Origin of the sequence: Rhodococcus sp. T9N (assembly GCF_024436645.1) — a bacterium.
GTDB classification, from domain to species: domain Bacteria; phylum Actinomycetota; class Actinomycetes; order Mycobacteriales; family Mycobacteriaceae; genus Rhodococcus_F; species Rhodococcus_F qingshengii.
This window is the reverse complement of the sequence record NZ_JAMSKS010000008.1, coordinates 1-23,103: the sequence shown is the minus strand read 5'-3', so window position 1 is coordinate 23,103 and position 23,103 is coordinate 1. Positions and strand designations below refer to the sequence as shown.

Annotated in this window: 15 protein-coding genes and 1 pseudogene; 11 read left to right on the top strand and 5 right to left on the bottom strand. The window is 60.0% G+C overall.

The window, feature by feature from the left end:
• Window positions 1-18: 18 nt before the first annotated feature.
• Window positions 19-906 carry a universal stress protein gene (locus M1L53_RS15070; protein WP_054187204.1) on the bottom strand — a complete coding sequence of 296 codons (888 nt, stop codon included), beginning with the start codon at window positions 904-906 and terminating at the stop codon, window positions 19-21.
• Window positions 907-1,140: 234 nt separating this feature from the next.
• On the opposite strand from M1L53_RS15070, the gene M1L53_RS15065 reads away from it, so the two are divergent.
• From M1L53_RS15065 to M1L53_RS15045, 4 genes are all read left to right on the top strand, one after another.
• Window positions 1,141-2,112, top strand: a complete 972-nt coding sequence (locus M1L53_RS15065) for an Acg family FMN-binding oxidoreductase (RefSeq protein ID WP_054187205.1) — start codon at window positions 1,141-1,143, stop codon at window positions 2,110-2,112.
• Between the two features lie 115 nt (window positions 2,113-2,227).
• Window positions 2,228-2,875, top strand: coding sequence for a response regulator transcription factor (locus M1L53_RS15060; RefSeq protein WP_020907981.1), 648 nt, complete (start codon window positions 2,228-2,230; stop codon window positions 2,873-2,875).
• Entirely contained in the window at window positions 2,872-4,563 is a 1,692-nt protein-coding gene (locus M1L53_RS15055) for a GAF domain-containing sensor histidine kinase (protein WP_083471155.1), read from the top strand. Before M1L53_RS15060 ends, M1L53_RS15055 begins: the two co-directional genes overlap by 4 nt.
• 702 nt (window positions 4,564-5,265) lie before the next feature.
• Window positions 5,266-6,285: an Acg family FMN-binding oxidoreductase gene (locus tag M1L53_RS15045; protein WP_141751468.1), complete on the top strand. Its 1,020-nt coding sequence runs from the start codon at window positions 5,266-5,268 to the stop codon at window positions 6,283-6,285.
• Here M1L53_RS15045 and M1L53_RS15040 read toward each other — a convergent pair.
• Window positions 6,269-7,756, bottom strand: a complete 1,488-nt coding sequence (locus M1L53_RS15040; protein WP_054187207.1) for an AAA family ATPase — start codon at window positions 7,754-7,756, stop codon at window positions 6,269-6,271. The two genes, M1L53_RS15045 and M1L53_RS15040, sit on opposite strands and share 17 nt — an antisense overlap.
• Before the next feature lie 163 nt (window positions 7,757-7,919).
• Between M1L53_RS15040 and M1L53_RS15035 the strand changes: the two genes are divergently transcribed.
• Window positions 7,920-10,256, top strand: a complete 2,337-nt coding sequence (locus M1L53_RS15035; RefSeq protein ID WP_054187208.1) for a heavy metal translocating P-type ATPase — start codon at window positions 7,920-7,922, stop codon at window positions 10,254-10,256.
• A gap of 54 nt (window positions 10,257-10,310) precedes the next feature.
• On the opposite strand, the gene M1L53_RS15030 is transcribed toward M1L53_RS15035, so the two are convergent.
• Window positions 10,311-10,895, bottom strand: a complete 585-nt coding sequence (locus M1L53_RS15030) for a hypothetical protein (RefSeq protein WP_141751469.1) — start codon at window positions 10,893-10,895, stop codon at window positions 10,311-10,313.
• 36 nt (window positions 10,896-10,931) lie between these two features.
• Window positions 10,932-11,732: a slipin family protein gene (locus M1L53_RS15025; RefSeq protein WP_080656743.1), complete on the bottom strand. Its 801-nt coding sequence runs from the start codon at window positions 11,730-11,732 to the stop codon at window positions 10,932-10,934.
• Window positions 11,733-12,068: 336 nt separating this feature from the next.
• Between M1L53_RS15025 and M1L53_RS15020 the strand changes: the two genes are divergently transcribed.
• Entirely contained in the window at window positions 12,069-14,801 is a 2,733-nt protein-coding gene (locus M1L53_RS15020) for a cation-transporting P-type ATPase (RefSeq protein ID WP_232319006.1), read from the top strand.
• A gap of 26 nt (window positions 14,802-14,827) precedes the next feature.
• On the opposite strand, the gene M1L53_RS15015 is transcribed toward M1L53_RS15020, so the two are convergent.
• Complete coding sequence (locus tag M1L53_RS15015) at window positions 14,828-15,979, bottom strand: serine hydrolase domain-containing protein (protein ID WP_054187220.1); 1,152 nt, start codon at window positions 15,977-15,979, stop codon at window positions 14,828-14,830.
• A 398-nt stretch (window positions 15,980-16,377) separates the two neighbouring features.
• On the opposite strand from M1L53_RS15015, the gene M1L53_RS15010 reads away from it, so the two are divergent.
• From M1L53_RS15010 to otsB, 5 genes and pseudogenes are all read left to right on the top strand, one after another.
• Window positions 16,378-16,665, top strand: coding sequence for an SHOCT domain-containing protein (locus M1L53_RS15010; protein WP_054187221.1), 288 nt, complete (start codon window positions 16,378-16,380; stop codon window positions 16,663-16,665).
• 163 nt (window positions 16,666-16,828) lie between these two features.
• Window positions 16,829-17,932: a 3-oxoacyl-ACP synthase III family protein gene (locus M1L53_RS15005; protein ID WP_054187210.1), complete on the top strand. Its 1,104-nt coding sequence runs from the start codon at window positions 16,829-16,831 to the stop codon at window positions 17,930-17,932.
• The gene (locus tag M1L53_RS15000; protein WP_054187211.1) at window positions 17,916-18,800 is read left to right on the top strand and encodes a 3-oxoacyl-ACP synthase; all 885 of its coding nucleotides are present in this window, start codon (window positions 17,916-17,918) and stop codon (window positions 18,798-18,800) included. The genes M1L53_RS15005 and M1L53_RS15000 overlap by 17 nt, the downstream gene beginning before the upstream one ends.
• Before the next feature lie 96 nt (window positions 18,801-18,896).
• Window positions 18,897-19,781 (top strand): universal stress protein, encoded by an 885-nt coding sequence (locus tag M1L53_RS14995; protein WP_054187222.1) that lies wholly within the window; start codon window positions 18,897-18,899, stop codon window positions 19,779-19,781.
• Between the two features lie 120 nt (window positions 19,782-19,901).
• Window positions 19,902-23,048 (top strand): annotated as a pseudogene (otsB, locus tag M1L53_RS14990) (trehalose-phosphatase); the annotation flags it as partial.
• Window positions 23,049-23,103 lie beyond the last annotated feature (55 nt).

Here is a 23,103-nt window from a genome sequence, read left to right as displayed (position 1 = left end):
TGCGGGGTGTCATCTCGATCATCGATGGCTGTTGACGACCAACACCGGACAGTGTGCGTCGTGGAGGACTTCTCGACAGGTGCTCCCTAGAAGCATGCCGCTGAATCCGCCGCGGCCGCGGCGTCCCAGAACTACCAACTGTGCCCGCTCGGTGTGGTGGACGAGATTTTGACCCGGCTTGTCCTTGACTACGACAGTATTTACTGGCACATCGGGGTAACGATCGCCGAATCCGGCCAGGCTCTCGGCGAGCAGTGCACGTTCGGTGTCTTGGCGGGCTCGCCAATCGACCTCCCGAAACTTCGAGAAGACAACCTCGAGAACTACGTCCGACCAGGCGTGGACGGCGACCAACTCGACGCCACGTAGTGACGCTTCCTCGAAGGCAGTGGCGATGGCTGGTTCGCTGTGTACGCTGCCGTCGACCCCGACTACTACGGGGCGAGAGGAGACGTCCTCGTCGCCGCCGAGTCCTCGGACGACGGCGACCGGGCACAGTGAATGCACTGCCAGCGACGAACTCACCGAACCCAGGAGACCTCCGGTGTATTCGCCGTGCCCGCGGCTTCCGACGACGATGACCCGGGCAGTTTTGGAAGTTTCACGGAGCACCGGTATGGGTGGATCCGAAGCCAATTCGACGTCGATCTGGACTGTTCGTTCGCCGACCGCTTGTTTCGCCAGTTCGGTGGCCTCGGCAAGTCGTTTTTTGGCGGCTGCTTCTTGTTCGTCGAAATAGAAGGCCGGCATCCCGATGGGTACGCCATAGGTGGTGGGAGTGAACATCGTCGTCAGCAGGAGTAAGGGTGCAGCTCGGAGGGCGGATTCGTGAGCGCCCCACCACACTGCGTCCCGTGACTGCGAAGATCCGTCATACCCGACAACAACGGGTGGATTGTTTTTCACAACTGATCTCCTTCTCGTCGGAACGGATGTCAATTGGCCGTGACCGAATCCTTCGTGACCGAGGCTGCCTATGGCAGAGGAGAAAGTCATTTTCGGTGTCACCAGTCGGATTGGGCCGACCTTCACAGGGTCGGCGTTGCGGTGACCATTGGCACTTATGCGGAGCGGACGACCCTGCGACGCTTCTACTGAGAGCGGCACGTGGGACTTCGGGCCGCTGAGATCGGAGGAGACATGAACCTCACCAAACCGGATTCGAGTGTCGTACAGCTCGCCGTCGATCTCGCGTGTCGGGCGCCGTCCTTGCACAACAGCCAACCGTGGCGGTGGACGTACGCCGACGGGCGGTTACAGCTGTTCGGCGATCACCGTAGACTTCTCCGGGCAGCTGACCCGACCGGACGGCAACTGCATATCAGTTGCGGCGCCGCACTCGATCACCTCCGAGTGGGCCTGCTGGGGCTACGTTGGAGTGTCGACATTCACTACGAAGACCGCGGAGTCTCCCCGAATCTATTTGCCACGGTAGAGTTTCGGCACGATGCGCGGCCGCGCTCGCACGACTTCGACATGCTCGCCGCGATACGTCGGCGGCGCACCGACCGCCGCGCTTTCGGGATGTTCGACGCAATCGACGAGCTGACCGACTCTGTGGCGGAAGTGGGTCGCAAACTTGACGTCGGCGTAACGGTACTGGGCTCGGAGCAACGAGCCGGTCTGCTTCGCGCAACCCAAGCGTCGGCCGCTGCTCGCCGATACGACTCCGAGTATCAAGCGGAGTTGCATTGGTGGGCTGGGCATTCCATGTCCTCGGGTGGAATTCCGGAGACTTCGCTTGTTTCCGGTGGTGGCAGCGTCCCCATCGCCCGGACTTTTCCCGCGCGCCGTAATGCTGCGATGGGGGACCAAGGTGCAATCGACGAATCGACGGTAGTGGCAATTGGCACAACCACTGACAGCCGGCGCGACTGGCTGCGGTGTGGTCAGGTGCTCTCGTCGATACTGCTCGAAGCGACGGTTCGGGGCGCGGCGACGTGCCCGCTGTCACATATGACCGAAGTGCCTGGCAGTCGTGCTCTGCTCAACCGGTTGGTGCCGGAAGTCGGCGTTCCTCAGATGCTGGTTCGTATCGGGCGTGCGCCTGGCGGCACTCCACCCGTCATGACTACTCGTAGGTCGATGTCCGAGGTCCTTACCGTGACGTGACGAACTTGTCGGGCAACACCCTTTGGGTGCAGTGACGTCCGCGTTCGCTGATTCGTTCGTCGGGCTATGGGTAGTCGTTGAGTGCGTGCTGCGTGAGGTGAGGACGGATGATCACATGACCGACGTATTTCTGGTAGACGATCACGAGGTTGTGCGCCGTGGCCTCGTGGAGTTACTCGAGGGAGACCCGGGCCTGAGGGTAGTAGGGGAGGCGTCGAATTATGCCCACGCGATGGCACGAATACCTGCTCTGAAACCAGACGTGGCTGTTCTCGATGTTCGGCTTCCGGATGGAAACGGGATCGAACTGTGTCGCGAGTTGTTGTCGAAGTTGCCTGCACTGCGGTGCCTCATCCTCACCTCGTTCGAAGACGATCAGGCGATGCTCGATGCGATTCTGGCCGGTGCCAGTGGCTACGTGGTCAAGGACATCAAGGGACTGGACTTGGCCAGGGCGGTGCGAGATGTCGGCGCGGGGAAATCGTTGCTCGACAACAGAGCTGCTGCGGCGTTGATGGCGAAATTGCGCACCGATGCAGCTGACAAGAACGGCCCATTCGAGGAACTGAGCCAGCAGGAGCGCGTATTGCTGGGATTACTTGGTGAAGGCCTGACGAATCGACAGATTGCGGCGCGAATGTTTTTGGCGGAGAAGACCGTGAAGAATTACGTTTCCCGTTTGTTGAGCAAACTTGGAGTCGAGCGTAGAACTCAAGCGGCGATACTGGCAACGAAGATGCACGAGCACCTTCCGCAGCCATGACTCACTCCGAGCCGGGTTCTGAAGCTCATGCCGGAACGGTACCGAACGACTTAGGCCTTCCGTCCGATGAACTCATACATGTCGACGGTCTGCTCGAAGCTCTACTGGCGGTCACGGCGGGACTCGACTTGGATGCCACCCTGCGCACGATCGTCAAATCCGCTATCGCGTTGGTCGATGCCACGTTCGGTGCGCTCGGAGTGGTCGGCGACAGTGAGGAACTGAAGCAATTCGTCTACGAAGGAATCGACGAGACCGGGCAGGAACTGATCGGTGACCTCCCCCGCGGACGCGGTGTGCTCGGCGCCCTGATTTCTGATCCGAAGCCACTGCGGTTGGATGATCTGTCAGAACATGAGGCCTCCGTGGGTTTCCCTGACCATCATCCGCCGATGAAAACCTTTCTCGGCGTACCGATACAGACTCGTGGCCAGGTGTTCGGCAATCTCTACCTCACCGAGAAGACGAACGGGCGAGCTTTCACCGCGCACGACGAGATGATCGTTCTCGCGCTCGCATCGGCCGCCGGCATCGCGATCGACAACTCCCAGCTGTACGCCCTGACGAAAATGAAACAAGAATGGCTGCGCGCGACCGGCGAGGTAACGACAGCGTTGTTGGCCGGCGCCGACACACGGGGAGTTCTTCAACTGATCGCAGACAAGTCGCTGTCACTCACTTCATCTGACTGCGCATTTCTGGCGGTACCTGCGGATCCTGAACTGACAGCCGTAGAGACCGCCGAGTTGGTGGTCTCTGTCGCGAGCGGACTGGATTCCGAAGCTTTGGTCGGACACGGTATTCCGATGGACTTCTCCACATCGGGCGCGGTCTACCGGAAAAAACTTCCGATCATGACGGAGTCATTGGAATTCGATCCGGGGTTCGGTGAGGGACATGACTACGGACCTGCGATCGTGCTGCCACTTCGAGACGGACAAGAGGTTCGAGGAGTCCTGGCGGTATTGAAATTGCGCGGGACGGAGCAGTACGGTACGGATCAGGTGGCGTCCATGTCTGCCTTTGCCGATCAAGGGGCTGTTGCACTGCGGCTGGCAGACAATCAACGTCGAATGCGGGAACTCGACATACTTGCTGACCGTGATCGGATCGCGCGTGACCTTCACGATCACGTAATTCAGCGAATCTTCGCTGTCGGATTGTCGGTTCAAGGCACGCTCCAGCTTGCGCGAGCTCCTGAAATACATCAAAGGCTCAGTGGGACCATCGACGACTTGCAGGACATCATTCAGGACATTCGCCGTGCCATCTTCGACTTGCATGCGACCGAGGACGGCGCCCCCTCACTACGGAGTCGCCTGAACCAAGTTGTCGCCGAGACGAGCGCTGACACCGACTTGCGGGTGACCGTCCAAATAAAGGGTCCACTGTCGGTCGTCGATCCGACTCTGGGCGAGCAAGCCGAGGCGGTGGTGCGAGAGGCGCTCAGCAATGTGGTCCGACACGCGCACGCGTCAACCGCGGCGATCGTCATAGACGTAGACGATTCCTTGACCGTCACGATCAAGGATGACGGAATCGGCTTACCATCAGGGGCGCACCGGCGCGGGCTGAAGAACCTGTGCGAGCGAGCATTCGCCTTGGGTGGGACCTTTGACGCACAGTCCTCCGCAGGAGGTGGTACAACTCTCGTCTGGTCGGTTCCCCTTCCGGATGGGAACGAGTGACGATGACCAAGATTCTGATCGCGTACGCGAGTGCCAAAGGATCGACGCGAGGTGTAGCCGGAAGGCCGGAAGGATCGCAGAACGGTGTGGTGCTGCAGGATTTGACGTGACGATGTTTCCTGCGGTCGAGAGCCCAGGGCACGAATGGTTCGACGCTGTGATCTTGGGAAGCGCCATTCACGACATGGATTGGTTGCCCTCCGCCACAGTCATTGTCGATCGACGGAGGGTGGCAGTGAAGACTCAACCGGTGAGGGCCTTCTCGGTCGCGACATGGGGCGAGACATCGACGTTTCTGTCTACGCAACTGACTCGTCGAATCAGAAAGTCTGCGTCTGAACCGAGGACGGTGACAAAACTTCGCAAATCGGCGGACTTGCGAGACCATCGCCGGTTCGCTGGTGCGTTGACACGTGGAGACTGGCTGCTGGTCGGCGCATTGTCTTCAAGATCATGGGCGGTCGATACTCGGCTGCTCGAGACTGGGCCGACATCGATGCGTGGGCGGACAAGATCACGGAACAACTCCGTGGCGGTGAATTCAAGTACTCCGCACGAACCGAGGATGCCTCACGACAGTTCGATGATTGACAAAGGGCCGTAGCGAACAGTGCGGGGCGAGGCGCACGATCAACAGAGACGTTTGCCGCTCGTCCGACAGCAGACGACTTCGACGAGAGTGATCGAACCATGGTGCGCTACGTGAGCGCGGATTCCGAGACGATCAGCAACGCTGTCCGTTGGGCCTGCGCGGCGCCGTCTGTTCACAACGTCCAACCGTGGGCGTGGCGACTGCGTCGCGGTGAACTTGAACTCCGCGTCGATCGGCTGCGCTCGATCCCGGTGGAGGATTCTGCCGGCAGGCAGCTGATCATCAGCTGTGGCGCCGCCTTGCATCATTTGCGAGTTACATTGGAACACAACCTCATCGAGCCGATTGTCGCGACTTTTCCCGACCGTGGGCAACCGGACCTGCTCGCGGTGATCACCTTCAGAGGGCGAGCGCGGGCGATGAGTGCCGACGCGGGCCTCTTCGCATCGTTGGAACGCCGCCGCTCCGACCGACGGCCATTCGATGCACCCCCCGTCGGGTCGCTGGTCGGCCTTGCTCAGCACGCCTCGGTTTTCGGGGCGTCGGCAATCAGTTTGTCACCGCAGTTCGGGGACATGCTCGCCCGAGCGGCCACAGTGGCCGCAGAGCAGCATCAGAGCGATCCGGCGTACTGGAACGAGTTGGAGAGTTGGATACGCTCGGCTCCGACAGCAGACGGTGTTCCGCGCAGTGCGTTGCCGGATGCATTGTCGATTCACGAGTCTGCGTCTGCACGAGCGTTTCCTTCGGGCCAACTGAGGATCGGGCCTGGAGTGAGGGACGATGCAGCATTGATACTGATCAGTACGTTTTCGGACACACCGATCGACTGGCTGAACGCAGGTCAGGCGATGTCCTCGCTGCTGTTACATGCCACCGCGTCGCACCTGGCGACCTGCCCTCTGACACATTTGACCGAAGTGGAATCAAGTCGGGAAATCGTTCGAGATGTTGCTTCGAGATCCGGCGAGACACTTCAGAATCCACAGGTGATGATTCGTGTCGGGTTGGAGAGAGAACCGTCCGACGCGGTGATCGATGCCGCAGGGAGCGAAACACGTATCGAGGAACATCGGACAGGGGGCACAGGCCGTCGTCCACTCGAAGAGGTGCTCACCGTGTCGAGTTGACACCTTTACCCACACTCACTGACCGGCGCCAGACATCTACGGCCGACTCGGCGCTGACGTCGATGGATGTGTCGGTATCGATCGCGGTCGATTCGGGCCAAGGGTCGTGGCCTTGCGCGATGGCGGCTGCAGTAGCCGTCGTGGCGTCGGAAAGCGTATTCGTGCGCGTTGCTATTCGTTGAACGGCGACAGGTAGCGGTGTGCTGGTCGACAGGCTGATCAACGTCGACGCTGTTGAGGTGCATAACAGTTCGGCTTCCCTGCGGTGTCGAGACCGAGCCCATGTTGCATCGAGTACGACCGACTCACCCATCGAGAGATGATCGCGGGCACGATCGAGCATTTCGCTGTAGACGGTGTGAACCGAGTCGGGCGAATACAGTCCCGATTGATAGGCGTCGGCGGAGCCGCGGAGTGCGCCGGCATCGACGAGCTCGCGCCGCACGCGGTCGCTGGAGATGACTGTAGCGCCGGTGTGTGCGGCAAGAGCGAGGGATAATGTCGTTTTACCGGTTCCCGGAAAGCCGCCCACCAGGCATAGTCGAACTTCGCCGTTGCGCAGGTGGTTGTCGGCAAGATCAAGGTGCCGTTCGAGCGCGGCCTGACTATTCGAATCGCCTTGCTGCAGACGCAGAGCGTCGACCTTGGCACGAACCGTGGCGCGATAGGCAATGTAATGGTCGATCAACGAAATCGGCGGCTGGTCCTTCGATTTCGTGACGATCGAGGCAAGGAACTCCCTCGCAAGATCCTCATAGCCGAGGAACTCCAGGTCCATGGCGAGGAAACAGCTGTCGTCGAGAATATCGACGAATCTGAGTTGGTCGTCGAAGTCGAGGCAGTCGAGAATCTTGGGTCCGTCGGGCAGTACGAAAATATCGTCCGCGAGAAGGTCTCCGTGGCCGTCCACGATGCAACCTTCGGCGATTCTCGAATCGAACAGGGACCGACGCCCACACAGGTATCTCGTAGACAGCGCCTCGAGGTGATCGAGTCGGCAGGGCGGGAGGAGACCCGAACACAATTGGCGCAATTCGGCAAGATTCGATACCCATCGGTGTCCGACGCCTGTTGATGTTCCTTGTTCGGATATTCGCTCGCCCCTGGCTGCTCGCCTGTGAAAGTCCGACACTGCCGCTGCGATCTCGTCCAATGCGTGTGCGACATCCTGGTTCGTCGCAGCCAACGCGGACAGTCTTCGCTCATCGGGCATACGCACCATCACCAGAATCGGCTCGCTCGACTGGTCGACCGGGTCGACCACGTGCGTCACTCCGCGGTAGACACCCTCGCAGATCCTTTGATTCAACGTGAGTTCACGTTGCAGAGCGTCCTCTCGTCGTGAAGGTTCGCTGAAGTCGAGGAATGGCGTGGAGATGGCCTTTTTGATCTTGTACGCGCGGTCACCTACAAGTACGACGACCCCGGTAGTCGTTTCCTTTACGTCGAGATACGAAGCATGAATGCTCATCTGATCTCCCCTCGTACTGCAGCGGTTCCCACGCGGAGACGCTCGATTCCTCGATCCTTCAAGTCTGGACGAAACAGCGGTCAGCCGTCGCGGGGCATTGCGATGACTTAGTCGGGCATTACGGCACTAGTGGTCACAGCGCGGCAATGACGACGCTGGAATCATGTCGCCTATCCGAGACCTGTTCCAGCGCTTGACAACGAAAGCCGAGTCCCTTCTCCTGGCCGCGACTGTGTGTGCGCTCGCCGGTGGCGTTCTCGCCTGGTCACTCGATCAGCGCGCCGTTGCCGACGGGATGTGGGCCTTGGGCACAATTGCGGCGTTGCTGCCGGCAGGGTGGTGGGTTGTCGACGGGTTGCGCAGAGGACGGGCGGGCGTCGATGTCATTGCAGTTCTGTCGCTGCTCGGAACGATTTGGGTAGGGGAGTATCTGGCCGGTGCGTTGATTGCAGTCATGCTGGCGACCGGGCGAACCCTCGATGCGGCGGCCAATCGTCGAGCGGCGCGAGATCTTCGTTCCCTTCGTGAACATGTTCCGAGGACCGCGCAACGCGAAGAGTGCGGCCAACTTCGGACGGTGGCAGTCGACGAGATCGAGCCAGGCGACCGAATCTTCCTCAGCTCCGGGGACGTCGTACCCACGGACGGATGGATTGTCGGCGAACCGGCAGTCTTCGACGAATCCGCTCTGACGGGTGAATCGAAAGTGGTGGAGCGCTCGATCGGCGACCCGGTTCGCAGTGGCGTGGTGAATGCGGGTGGTGGTTGTCGAATCGAGTCGAGTCGGACGGCCAGATCGAGCACGTACGCGGCGGTGGTTTCGCTTGCCCAGGAAGCGGCCGCCGACAGTGCGCCGATCGTGCGTGTGGCCGACCGCGTGGCGGCGTGGTTCATACCCGTGACACTGCTCGTGAGTGGCTTTGCGTGGATGTCGAGTGGCTCTGCCACACGTGCGGTTGCCGTACTAGTCGTCGCGACCCCGTGTCCGCTTTTGCTGGCTGCACCCGTTGCTATCGTTTCCGGTCTCTCACGGGCATCGCGGATCGGTGTGATCGTCAGGTCCGGCGGTGCACTGGAGAGGCTCGGAAATGTCAAGACTCTCGTTATCGACAAGACGGGGACTTTGACCACAGGGAAACCCACACAATCGGATATCGTCTGCGGAGAGGATATCGACAGCTCTTCAATTCTCCGCCTGGCTGCATCCGCAGACCAAGTGTCCTCACATATCTTGGCGGAGTCCATCGTTCGAAGTGCGCGAGCGCAGGGTTTGTTACTCAGTACACCCGAATCTGTGACCGAACGGCCAGGGTATGGAGTGACCGCAACGGTCGACGGTCATGTCGTCGAAGTCGGCAGAATCGCCGGCGCGATCGACCGCCCCGGCTGGGCCGCATCAGTGGAGAATCGCGCGAGGCTCGACGGAGCGGTCGTGGTGTGGGTGCGGATCGACGATCAACTCAGCGGGGCGCTACTGCTGATCGATCCGATTCGCAACGACGCACCTTGGACGATACGGCGCTTGCGATCGGCCGGCATCGGCAAGATCGTGATGCTGACTGGCGACCGTCCGGAACCTGCAGTCGAGGTCGGATGTGTCCTCGGACTGGACGCGGTTTATGCGGAACAGGAACCTGCCGACAAGGTCGTGCGAGTACGCGAAGAATCCGAGCGCGCGGTGACCGTCATGGTGGGAGACGGAATAAACGACGCGCCGGCGCTGGCCGCAGCATCGGTCGGTATCGCCATGGGTGCACGAGGTGCGACGGCATCGTCTGAAGCGGCTGACATCGTCTTGACGACCGACCGGTTGTCTCGGGTAGCCGATGCAATGGATATTGCTCGGCGATCTCGTCGAATTGCTGTGCAGAGTGCCACTGTCGGCACCGGGCTTTCTGTGGTCGCGATGGCTTTTGCAGCGTTCGGATTGCTGGCTCCGGCGGTGGGTGCCTTGTTGCAGGAGTTGATAGATGTTGCAGTGATACTGAACGCGTTACGTGCGCTTGGGCACGGACGGTCGAGTGTGCCGAAGCTCGAACCTGAGTTGGAGCGGATGCTTCGCGGATTCTCCACGGAGCATCGTCGTATGCGCGCAGATCTCGATTCGATTCGTGTCGCTGCGGATGCTCTCTCGGGTGACGACCGTGTGTTGGCAATGCGGCGACTTCATCAGACCAATCGGTTTCTCCAGGAGGTGGTTCTTCCGCACGAGCGGGCCGAGGGGGCGAAACTGTATCCAGCACTAGAGCGTTCGTTGGGTGGCGCGGATTCCATCTCGGCGGTGGCCGACGCTCACTCCGAGATCGAGAGACTCTGCCGACGGGTCGAGAATCATGTCAGGGCCGCGGACAAGCTGGGAGCGGTAGACGATGCTCAGGTCGGAGACCTTCTCGCGTGTCTCTACGGTCTCTATGCGGTGCTGAAGTTGCATTTCCGTCAGGAAGAAGAGAGCTATTTCGTCCTCGCAGATCGATCGGAGAGGGAAGGGAGTAGCAGTTGATCTGCGTCGCAGACGAATCCAGTCGCAGACGAATCCACTTGGACTTTTGTTACTTCATGCGTGTGGTGGGAAGGCCCCCGACCACTCTGCATCCCAGGCGCGACCGTTGCGCCAACTGATCAGTGTTCTTGCGGCAGTGAGCATTCCGTGCACAGCAAGAACGCTCGCACAATACAACGTGATCGCAGCAGCGATTCCGTCGACAGCCGTGCTCGACGTCTGAGGGGGAGGCGGAACCTGATCGCCTGTTGCATTCGTCCACACGGCGATCGTGTCACCGGGACGTGCGCTGAAGTGAGCAACCAATGGTTCGGTGCGTGCAGTTCCGTTCATGGTCCATGCCACGACCTTGCGCGCGGCTCCCATGTCTTTTGTCCCGGGAACCGGGTCGGGACTCACCGTGCCACTCCATTGGCTGTTGACGTGCTGTTGCTGTTCGATTCGCGCTCGGCCGGACGCGTAGACGGACGTGCCGACTGCTGCTGCGACAGGTATCGCAAGAGTCCCGATTGCGACTGCGGCGATGACCAAGGAGGACCAGATACGATCCGACGGACGCATGAGTCGGTTCGAAGACCAGGGAGCTTGGTTCCACCAGCGAGTGGGCCGTCCCGCCGTGTGAATCAGATCTTTACGCATGGTGCCGGCCTCCTGGACCGGTCTGGAGTGGAGGCATCACGGTCGGCTGGCGCTGAGGGAGCTTGCGTTGAAAGTTGTCTCTTTCATGGCGTTTTCCTTCGCACCATGACTGGAGAGATCCTCCGCAGATGCGTTTTCCCGATGAAGAAACGAACCGAGTTCGCCGATTGCGCTCATCAGGGGTGCGGGGAAGACCACGGTGGTGTTTTTCTCGACGCCGAGCTCTGCGAGGGTCTGCAGGTTGCGCAGTTGTAGCGCCAACGGGTGGTCCATCATTGTGTCCGATGCTTCGCCGAGCGCAGCGGCGGCTCGCGCTTCCCCTTCCGCTGCGATGATCTTTGCCCGCTTCTCTCGTTCGGCCTCTGCTTCACGCGCCATGGCTCGCTTCATGCTTTCCGGAAGCTGAATGTCCTTGAGTTCTACCAGCGTTACCTCGACGCCCCAGTCGAGTGTCGTGGTATCGAGTATCTGACGGATGCTGGTGTTGATCACGGCCGTTTCCGACAGAACCTCGTCGAGGGAATGCTGACCTACCACGTTTCGGAGAGTGGTTTGCGCGATCTGGTCGATGGCAGAGTTGACGCTCTCGATGGTCACCACGGATTTCTCCGCGTCGATGACGCGAAAATATGCGACGGCCGCGATATCGACGCTGACGTTGTCGCGGGTGATAATTCCCTGCGACTGGATCGGCATCGTGACGATACGCATCGAGACCTTGGTCATCCGGTCGACCGCGGGAATGATGAGTGTCAGACCGGGATTGCGTACCGCGATGATCCGCCCCAGCCGGAAATGAACACCGCGCTCGTACTGTGTGACGATTCGTATTGCCATTGCGAAAATCAGGAACAGGATTGTCGCAACCACGACGACGACGATGGTGGCGCTCACGGTGATTCTCGATTCTGTGCGGGGCAGGGGGCCAGACGAGCACCGTCGTGCGGGCGGGCGGACCTGCAGGCATGTCCGGTCTTCGTCCAGCTTTGCGTCGCGGTGTCGATTGCATACATGGCCGAATGTCACTAGTTGCACGGCAGGCGGACACTGTTTCGATCAGTGAGGCCATACGGCCTGAGTTGACTACCGAGTGCCCTGGTATCGCGTTCTCGGACGGTGAAACCTCGAACGAAGCAGTTGCATTTGGTTCTCGGTTCGTGAGGAGGTGTGCATGTGTCCGAGGCGGTCGCTGATTCGGAATCAGATGCGGTGAATCCGCGTGAATCCGTGGAACGAATGTTTCGAGATCTCAGGTCAGATCGGCAAGGTCTCTCGGCCAGAGAAGCCGAACGTCGATCCGTTGTTCATGGTTCCAACGAACTGCAGCGTCGGCGTGGACGTGAGTGGCCTGGCGAGATACTCGGGCAGTTGACTCATCCCCTCGCGTTGCTGCTGTGGGTTGCCGCTGGGCTTGCTGTTGTCAGTGGAGCTTCTCCACTGGCGGTGGCGATCGTCCTGGTGATTCTCGTCAATGCGTTGTTCGCGTTCGTCCAGGAATTACATGCCGAACAAGCGGTGGAGGCGCTCTCTGCATTTCTCCCTGAAACGGCGACTGTGGTCCGTGACCGCTTTGAGCAAGTGGTGGATGCACGGACCTTGGTTCCAGGTGATGTGATCATTCTCGACGAAGGTCGCCGAGTGTCGGCAGATGTACGACTGATATCGGGCTCGGTGCAGGTAGATCTGTCCACGCTGACCGGAGAGTCGGTTCCGGTCACTGTTTCTGCGGATTCGACAAGTAATGCAGGGCCTTTGGTTTCGGCCCGAGACATCGCCTTCAGTGGAACGGATGTGCTCGGCGGCAAAGCTACGGGATTGGTCTTCGCAACTGGTATGCGTACTGAGATCGGGCGTATCGCTGCCCTTTCACAGCGCGTGGGTCGTGACGAGAGTCCACTCGAGAAACAAGTGAAGAAGATTGCCTGGCTGATCGCCTGTGTAGCGGTGGTGATGGGCGCGGCATTCATCCCCCTCGGTAGCTTGATTGCGGGATTGTCCTGGGGAGATTCGATCAACTTCGCGATCGGACTCCTGGTTGCCAATGTTCCCGAAGGGCTCCTTCCGATCATCACGTTGGCGCTGGCAGTTGGAGTACGCACCCTTGCTAAACGAGGGGCGTTGGTCAAAAGGATTTCGGCGGTGGAAACGCTCGGTTCGACGAGCGTGATCTGTACCGACAAGACCGGAACTCTGACACAGAATCGAATGCGGGTAACCAGACTGTGGACGCCTGGTGGCGTTCTTTCCTTCGACGCAAATGGAGCAACCGATTCAACGTGGCCCGAGGGGTCTGTCCCGCGTCGTGTAGCGCATGCGATCACTTACTGTTGTAATGCGGAAATCGGGGGCGGCCGCGTTGAAGACGGCGGGGACGATTCGGGGGACCCGACCGAGTTGGCGATGCTGCGGGCTGCGGCAGATATCGGTGAGCCGTTGTCGGCGACCACTCACGTGCACCACACGATTTTTCCTTTCGATCCCGAGCTTCGCAGAATGTCGACAGTGGACCGGGTCGGAGATGAATTTCGGATCCAGGCGAAGGGGGCGCCGGAGGAGATCCTCAGTTTGTGCTCCCGAATTGTGGGGGTCGATGCGTCTGAGCATGATCTGACGTCCTCGGAGCGTTCCGAGGTGGCGTCGGCGGTCCACGATTGGGCACGGGAAGGACTACGACTGATCGCCGTGGCGGAACGATTGTCGATCATCGGCGAGGAGGAGCAATTGTCTCGTCTCGACATCGAACGAGACATGACACTGCTAGGGATCGTGGCGATGATCGACCCTCCACGCCCGGAAGTCGCTGCCGCGGTGGAGAAATGCCATACTGCAGGTATTCGCATCATCGTGGTGACCGGCGATCATGGACTCACCGCACGCGGAATTGCAGAAAGTGTGGGAATCGGCCGAGGGGGCCTTCAGGTAGTCACCGGATCTGAACTCGAGGAAATGTCGGAGAAGGATCTCGACGAACTCCTGTATACCGACAACGAGATCATCTTCGCTCGGAGTTCGCCGGAAGAGAAGCTTCGGATCACAGATGCGCTTCGCGCCGGTGGCTATGTGGTCGCGATGACCGGCGACGGTGTCAATGATGCTCCAGCTCTGCGACGGTCGGACATCGGAGTGGCGATGGGACGGTCCGGCACTGACGTCGCTCGGGAGGCTGCGACGATGGTTCTCACTGACGACAATTTCGCCACTATCGTCGACGCGGTCGAAGCTGGGCGCAGGGTTTATGACAATGTCCGTAAATTCATCGTCTACATTTTTGCGCACGCGACTCCCGAAGTGGTGCCCTTCCTGGTGTATGCCCTGTCCGGCGGTCAGATTCCACTTCCCCTGACCGTGATGCAGATATTGGCAATCGATTTGGGCACTGAGACATTGCCCGCATTGGCACTCGGTCGGGAACGGGAGGAGCCTGGCTTGATGGATCGGGCACCGCGAAAAGCTTCACAGAATGTGGTGGACAAGATGATGCTGGTGCGATCGTGGGGCGTGCTCGGTGGCGCGTCGGCTGCAGCAGTCATGGTCTTGTTCATGGCCGCTCTTCTATCTGGAGGCTGGACTTTCGGAGCCGACGTGTCTTCAGGTGCGCTCGAACACACCTGGAAGCTGGCAACGACGATGAGTTTCCTCGGGATCGTGTCGTGCCAGATCGGAACCGCCGTCGCTTCTCGAACAGAGCATGCATCCCTATGGAAGATCGGATTGTTCTCGAATCGGTTGTTGCTCTGGGGGATTGCGTTCGAGATTGTCTTCGCCGCTGTTGTGGTGACGCTTCCGTCGGCGCAGCGTGTATTCGGCACAGTCTCGCCCACGTGGTATCAGGTTCTGTGGTTGCTGCCCTTACCGGTCTTGGTGTGGGGGTGCGATGAATTCTGGCGGTGGACGCGACGCCGCTGATCGAGCAGGCGACCAACCTATAGTGCCTATAGTGCGCGGGCGATGGATTCCGCTCTGGCACCCAGTCCGGCCAACCGCAGGTCGGCGAACGGAGTCAGAGACCCACCCATTCGGTTCGTGACGAATGCGACGGACAAACGAGTTTCCGGGTCAGCGAACGCACCTGATCCGCCGAGCCCGTAGTGCCCGAAGGCTTGCAACGACTGGGTGCGGCTGGTTACAAATGCCGAGTGATAACCCAGCCGCCAGTTCATGCGGACTCCGAGAACGTAATCGCGCGCAGTGGTCTGCACTTCACCCATCTGTTCGAGGGTGTCTTCGCTCAAGAACCTGATTCCTCCGACCATTCCTCGATTGGCAAGTGCTGCATACATGCGAGCAAGAGCTCGCGCGCTGAACACACCGTTCCAACCAGGCATCACGTAATCATGGATGACGGGATTGCGGACGAGTTCGTCGAAGCCTGCCGGCATTCCGGCATCCGCGATGTTCTTGAGGACAGGTAGACGGGTCAAAGCGTAAGAAGCTGTATCCCACGGCACTTTGAACTGATTGATATGAGGAAACAGCTTCGCAATTCGATGACGTTCGTCTTCGGGGACCTTGAACCAGAAGTCCGGAATGTCAAGAGGTTCCGCTATCTCGGTACGTACAAGGTCGGTAAACGATGTTCCGGTTGCCCGCGTCGTGAGTTCGGCGACGAGAGATCCGAATGTGACTGCGTGATACCCGGGTGAGTCGAGGCGACGGATATCCGGTGTTGCCGAGGCCAGGGCGTTGGCCATGCCGTCGTGATCGAGCATCGCAAGTCGGCCGGTGACAAGTCCGCGAATGCGATGTAGCCCGGCACGGTGGGTCAACAGTTGCCGTACGGTTACGTCATCCTTGCCGGCGTAAGCGAATTCGGGCCAGTATTTCGCGATGGGTGCGTCGTAGTCGATGAGCCCACGTTCTGCGACACGGTGCAATACCGTGCTGGCAACCCCTTTTCCGGTGGAGAAGGACACAGATACCGTGGAAGCGTTCCAACGGGTGTCGCGGGTCGACCACCCGGACCAGATGTCGAGTACCGGTTCTCCTTCGAGGTAGACCGCCAGCGCTCCGCCGCCGTTGGAAGGGCGTTCGAAGAGGCGGAAGAACTGGGCAGCCAGCTGACCGAACCGTGGGTCGATCAGCATGACGCCCGGAGTGGACAGGGGAGCACCCCCGTCGGATCCGTCCCTACGAGGGGCGCATGAAACGGTCGTCGAGAGTAGCTCCTCGATCTCGGGGAGGTTCGTCATGGTCTGCACTTCTCAATCGATCTTGGGTCGTCGATTACCACCGCGTTACTTCTTTGAAACGTCGTGTTGATCGGGAAGATTCCTGCGCCGGCACGCTTGGGGAAGGTGGAGCAGAAGTGCTCTACAAACACGGACTTGCGGCAGCATGGCGGGGCTTGGCGCATCTGCCGATATGAGCAGAAAGACTCTGTGTGCGCGTCGTGTAAGGGCGCATCATGAAGGAGTATGCGTGAGTGCTCCGCTGGTGGGGAAGTGCGTACGGCACGCATGGAGAGATGGGAGGCCTCGCTGTGATGTACGACGATCACTATTTCAGTAGTTGGGGTTACCTGCTGATGTTCGTAGGTATGGCCTTGTTTTGGGGCTTGCTGATCCTGGGGATCTTTCTGCTCATTCGCTACGCCGGACATGGACCGACAGAGTCGGGGAGTCAGCCGCCTGGAAGCAGTCGGTTGCAAAGTTTTCCGCCGCCGCGACACAGCGCCGAGCAAATTCTTGCCGAGCGATTCGCGCGCGGGGATATAGATGAGAACGAGTATCGAAGCCGGCTGGCGATTCTGCGAACCGACCCATCCCCCTGAGTGATTCGGCACAAGTACGAAGGAGGTGACGGCCATGGATGCCATGCAGATGTTCCACATGTTCATGATGTGTCTCCACGGAATGGGCATAGTGCCGCCCATGCAGATGATGCCGATGCACTAACTCACGATTCAGGAACGCCGGCGCGAGGTAACAAGTGAAATGGTCAAACACTGGCTGTTGACGGACTCGGAAAATGACGACAGACGAGTGCCGTATCGAACGCGGGTGGCGGGGGCAGGTCGGCATCTTCCCGTCACCAGACTTACGACTGAGGATTTGATGGCGACAACACGCCACGACACGGGTATCGATCTCGAACGACTGACTGGAATCCACGAGCGGCGGGTCAGCGTGGGCGATGAGGATTCCTACACCCTCGCAACAGCAGCTGCGCGGGATGCCTTGCGTCGGTCGGGTTGTGCCGTCGAGTCGATAGATGTGGTGATCAGCTGCAGTATCACCAAGTTTAGGGGCGGTATGACTCAATGGCTCGAACCGACGATGAGTAGTGCCGTCGCGCGGAACCTCTGTGCAGACCGGGCTATGAGCTTCGATCTTTCCAATGCTTGTGCTGGGATGCTCACTGGGGTGATGGTGGCCAACAATTGGATCCGTCTGGGATTGATCGAGCGGGCGCTGGTTGTCAGCGGTGAGTATATTTCTCAGCTCGGTCACAATGCTGCCAAGCATATTCACAACATATTGAGCAGAGAGTTGGCTTCCTTGACCTTGGGCGATGCGGGCGCCGCGCTCGTCCTCGAACGGGCGCCCGTGGGCGCAGCCGGGATTCGCATTGCCGGGTTTACAACGGTCGCGGACTACAGCCGGTTGTGTCTCGCTTACCCGAAGGGCAGGGAGCCGGGTGCTCGCATGTTCACCAATTCGCGAGCCATTCAAAAGGCCGCCATCGCCGATACCCCGTTACTTCTGCACGAGGTACTCGACACACTCGGACTGTCGATCCATGACATCGACCATGTGATCACCCATCAAACGTCGGCGCGTGCAATCAAGAAGGGCATGGCTGAGATGGCGCTGTCGTTCGGCGACAGTCCGCGCCATGACGCGGTCATCACCGTCGATCGATACGGGAACACAGCCTCGACAACTCATACCGTGGCATTGGTCGAAGAACTCGAGGCCGGCCGGATCAAACCGGGAGAGACAGTTGCATTGATCTCCCTGGCTTCCGGGCTGGAGATCGGGGTAGTCCTTGTGGAAATCGACGATGAACTGGTGGCGCGCTATGGGAACGATCATTGAGCAGGTGATGGTCACTCGGGCTGGATGGCTGAGGCGGCACAGCGCACTGCACCTTGCGGTAGCGGCGGCTCAGTCGTGCCTCGGAAAGGCCGGTTGCAGCCCGGATGGCTTGGATCTGCTCGTGAACGCGGGTTTGTATCGCGACCGGAACCTTGGTGAGCCGGCTCTTGCCGCGCTGATTCAGGACGATATCGGCGCTCATCCGGAAGACCCGCACACGGGCGATCACGGGACCTTCTCTTTCGATATCGCGAATGGCACCTGTGGCGTCCTGACCGCGCTGCAGATCGTCGACGGATTCCTCCGCTCCGGAGTGATCGAACGGGCTCTCGTCGTTGCCAGTGATGCAGACCCGGGGCATCGGCTCAGTGAGAGGTTTCCGTTCTCGGCAGCCGGGGGAGCGGCGTTATGCCGCTGGACCGATGATCGATATGGTCTTGGCCCGGTGCATTGGGTCAATGATCTCGACCGCGGGGAGTCTTTCCGGGCAACTGTCGGACAGGCAGACAATCGAAACATCCTGCGTTTCCAAGTGTCCGACTCGCTCGATGACGACTACGCCGCAGCCGGTCACGAAGCAGTTTCCGCATGCCTGCGGCAGGCGAAAATCGCTCTGGCGGAGGTGGATTTCATCGTGGCTGCTCCGGCTCGCCCGGCATTCCGTTCGGCACTCGCGACACGGTTGGGGAGTGCGAGCTCACGGGTCATCGTGGCCGACGACGAGTACATCCACACGGCTGCCCTGATCGCAGGATTGGCGAGGGAGAAACCGCGACGCTTTGCAGGCTCTCGAACGATGCTGGTCGCGGCTGGGGCGGGCGTGACCGCTGGCGCCGCGCTGTACGACGTGCCCCCGGAGTCAGATTGAGCTGAGTCGGGTCGAGCTGAACAGTTGTGTGGGGGGAAGCGATGGTTGCGAACGTATTGGTGCTTGACGCTGACATCGATTGTTGTGGAGGTCCTGATGGCGAGATCTCCGATCATTGTGGGAATAGACGGATCTCAGCACTCGCGCGATGCTCTGGGGTGGGCTGTAAGGGAGGCAACCTTGCGTGACGTGCCGCTACTGCTCGTGTGCGCCACGACCTATCGACGCACAAATGATGGTCCAGACCTCGCCCGCGAACTACGTGACCGCGCAGATCGAGTGCTTGCCACGGCCCTGGGGATCGCCAGGGCCGAGGCTGTCGCCGGTTCAATCGAGGTCCGCGGGGAAGTGTCACGTCAGTATGCTCCGGGAGCGCTCATCGATCGATCCGCCGATGCATCGATGATCGTGCTCGGTCGTCGCGGGCTCGATGAGTACTCCAGAGGGTTTGTCGGTTCTGTGTGCGCGGCCGTAGCACGTCGAGCGAAATGCCCGGTGGCAGTGATAGACGGTTGGTCAAGGGACGAGACCGTCGAGGGGCCCGTCGTAGTCGGCGTCGACGGCTCGATGAACAGTGAGCCGGCCATCGGTCTCGCCTTCGAAGAATGTGCTCTTCGTGGAGCGTCCCTGATCGTGCTGCACGCTTGTTTCGACCAGGATATGTCTACGCTGCATGACGATTCGGCGACCGAGGTCCGCGCTGCGGTAGAGGAGGCAGGCCGGTTGGTGCTGGCGGAAAGTGTGTCCAGGTGGTGGAAGCAATTCCCTGAGGTCAGGGTGCGGCGGAATCTGGTTCGGGACCGGCCTGTTGAGCATCTCCTGGATTTGGCGGCCGATGCCCAGCTCGTTGTGGTCGGAACCCGAGGAAGGGGCGGTTTCGTGGGGATGGACATCGGCTCGACCGGCACAGCTTTGCTGCACAAAACGCCGTGCCCACTCCTGATGGTCCGACAGCCAGGCGGTGAATGCGTTGGCGAATAGAGAATGGCATCGAAAGAAATTGTGTATCAAGGAATCCGGCGATACTTCGTGGCCGATCGTGTCCGACAATTGCGACGAGTGGCTTCCCGCCGGCATCGATGAATCGTTGGAGTCGAGTCCATGACTATGCCTTCGATCCACCCACGTCGTCACGACCGCCGAATGTCGGAAATACCGGAAGCTCTCACATCACTCGGTCAGCTGACGACCCTTTTGCGTTCCCGACGACCTGTCGTCTTTCTTGACTTCGACGGAACCCTATCGAACATCGTGAACGACCCAGCCGCTGCCACTCTCGTCGACGGGATGAAGGAAGATCTCGCGAGGCTGACTCGCTATTGCACGATCGGCGTGATCACCGGCCGCGATCTGGCGGACATCGAGACCCGAGTTGGCATGCCCGGAATCTGGTACGCCGGCAGTCACGGTTTCGAAATCGTCGGGCCGGACGGGCAGCGCTATCGAAATGACCTGGCTGTGGCCTCGGTGCCGAATCTCGAGCGCGCGGCGGACATTCTACGTGATCGCTTGACCGGTATTCCAGGGGTTGTCCTGGAACGCAAGCGGTTTGGTCTCTCAGTCCACTATCGCAATGCCGACCTCGACAGGCGCACCGAGACTGCCGCGGTGGTTCAGGAGGTTGGGGGTGGAACCGGGCTTCGTGCCACCCGCGGACGGATGGTGACCGAGCTCCGCCCCGACGTTAACTGGGACAAAGGTCGAACGCTGGACTGGATTCTCGATCACCTCGTCGATGCCGACAACGTGCTGCCGATTTACATCGGCGATGACTTCACCGACGAGGATGCTTTCGTCATACTCCACGACCGCGGCGTCGGGATCGTGGTGCGCCACTTCGAGAACGGCGACCGGCGGTCGGCTGCTCGGTTCGCGGTAGACAGTCCCGTCCAGGTCCGTAAATTGGTGCAATGGTTGGCAGATCTGCTGGGCAGCGGCGCGCAGACGATGCCACCCGCCGGCGATCCCTGGACTGTGTTCTTCGAAGGCTACGATCCGAACACAGAGAAGTTGAGGGAGGCACTGTGCACCCTCGGAAATGGAGCATTCGCCACTCGGGGATGTGCTCCGGAGTGCCGTGCCGGGGCCATCCACTACCCGGGCACGTACGCTGCGGGCGTCTTCAACCGCCTGCAGGACGAAGTATCGGGAATCACAGTCGACAACGAGAGCATCGTCAACCTGCCGAACTGGTTGCCGGTGACATTCCGGATCGACGGGGGCCCGTGGTTCGATATCGATACTGTGGAGGTGCTCAAGTACCGCCAGTACGTCGATCTTCGCCGGGCAATGCTGACGCGCCGATTCCGGGTGCGCGACACTGAGGGATACACCACGACGGTTATCCAGCGGAGATGTGTTGCCATGCACCTCCCGCATGCCTGTGCTCTCGAGATGACGATCGTGGCTGAAGATTGGGCGGGCCTACTCGAGATCCGTTCGGAACTGGACGGTACGGTCCGCAACGGGTTGGTGGAGCGTTATCGCGAACTCGGCTCTCAACACCTCGCACTGCTGGAGGCCAGAGAGCTATCCGAGAACGCGGTTCTGCTCGTGGTGCAGACCAATCGCTCACGGATACCGGTGGCGATGGCCGCCCGGCATACGGTGTGGAGAAATGGCGAACCGACTTCGACTGAGTATCGACGGGTAGAAGGAGAAGGGCGGATCGGGCACGACATATCTCTGCATCTCGCAGCGGGCTGCTCGGCGACTCTCGAGAAGATGGTGACGGTATTCACCGGACGTGATCCCGCTGTGACCGAGCCCGCTGACGAAGCCGAGCGCTGGCTGTCTCGTCTAGACCGATTCGATGAATTGCTCGACGGTCACGTTCTCACCATGGCAAGTCTGTGGGATCGCATGGGCATCGACCTCATTGGTCACGGTCACGCACTGCGTGTAATCCGATTTCATCTACTTCACTTGCTGCAGACGGTCTCGCCGAACACCGCCGACCGCGACGCCGGAGTACCGGCTCGCGGATTGCACGGAGAGGCCTATCGTGGACATATCTTCTGGGACGAGTTGTTCGTTTTTTCGGCGCTGAACCTGCGCCTGCCTACGCTGACGCGGTCCTTGCTCCGGTATCGGTACCGTCGATTGGGGGAGGCCCGTCGGGCTGCGATCGAAGCCGGTCATCGAGGAGCGATGTTTCCCTGGCAGTCGGGTAGTGACGGACGGGAAGAGAGCCAGCAACTGCATCTCAATCCGAGATCCGGGCGCTGGAACCCGGATCCGAGTCGGCGCCAGCATCACAGCGGCATCGCGATTGCGTACAACGTGTGGCAGTACTATCAGGTCACCGGCGATTTGGAATACCTGATCGAGTTCGGTGCCGAAATGCTGGTGGAAATCGCTCGGTTCTACGCGGATCTCGCTTCACTCGACCAGATGCGCGGACGGTATGTCATCCAGGGCATCATCGGCCCTGACGAATTCCACTCCGGATATCCGGATGCTCCCTGTGACGGGATCGACAACAACGCCTATACCAATGTCATGTCGGTGTGGGTGATCCTGCGAGCCCTCGAGGCATTGGATGTTGTGCCACTGCAGATCCGGTCGGACCTGACTCAGAAGCTGGAACTGCCCACACTGGAGATCGAGCGCTGTAGAGACATTACGCACAAGATGTTCGTCCCGTTTCACGACGATGTCATCAGCCAATTCGAGGGGTACGCGGACCTTCCTGAACTGGATTGGGACGCATATCGTCAGCGATACGGCGACCTACAACGCCTCGACCGACTCCTCGAGGCAGAGGGTGACGACGTCAACTCCTACAAGGTTTCCAAGCAGGCCGACGTAGTGATGTTGTTCTACTTGTTGTCCGCTGACGAGTTGCGTTGCATCCTCCATGGTTTGGGCTATGAGTTTGTGGGTGATGCCATCCCCGCAACCATCGACTATTACATGGCACGTACATCGCACGGTTCGACGCTCAGTGGTGTTGTCCATTCCTGGGTGCTGGCTCGGGCCAACCGCGACCGTGCGATGGAATTCTTCGACCTGGCCCTTCGTTCCGATATCGCCGATGTGCAGGGGGGCACTACCGCAGAGGGAATACACCTGGCCGCCATGGCGGGAAGCGTCGACTTGCTGCAAAGGTGCTTCACCGGGCTCGAGACCCGCGGCGACCGCCTGATCTTTTCCCCGCATTGGCCGAAACCACTCGGAGTTCTCGAGTTTCCCATCTTCTACCGGGGCCACCGCCTGCATCTGCGAATCAATGGGAGAGAAGTGCAATGTCGACGGCCATCGTAAGCTCCCCACTGGCGGCCATTTATGGCGCATTTTGTGG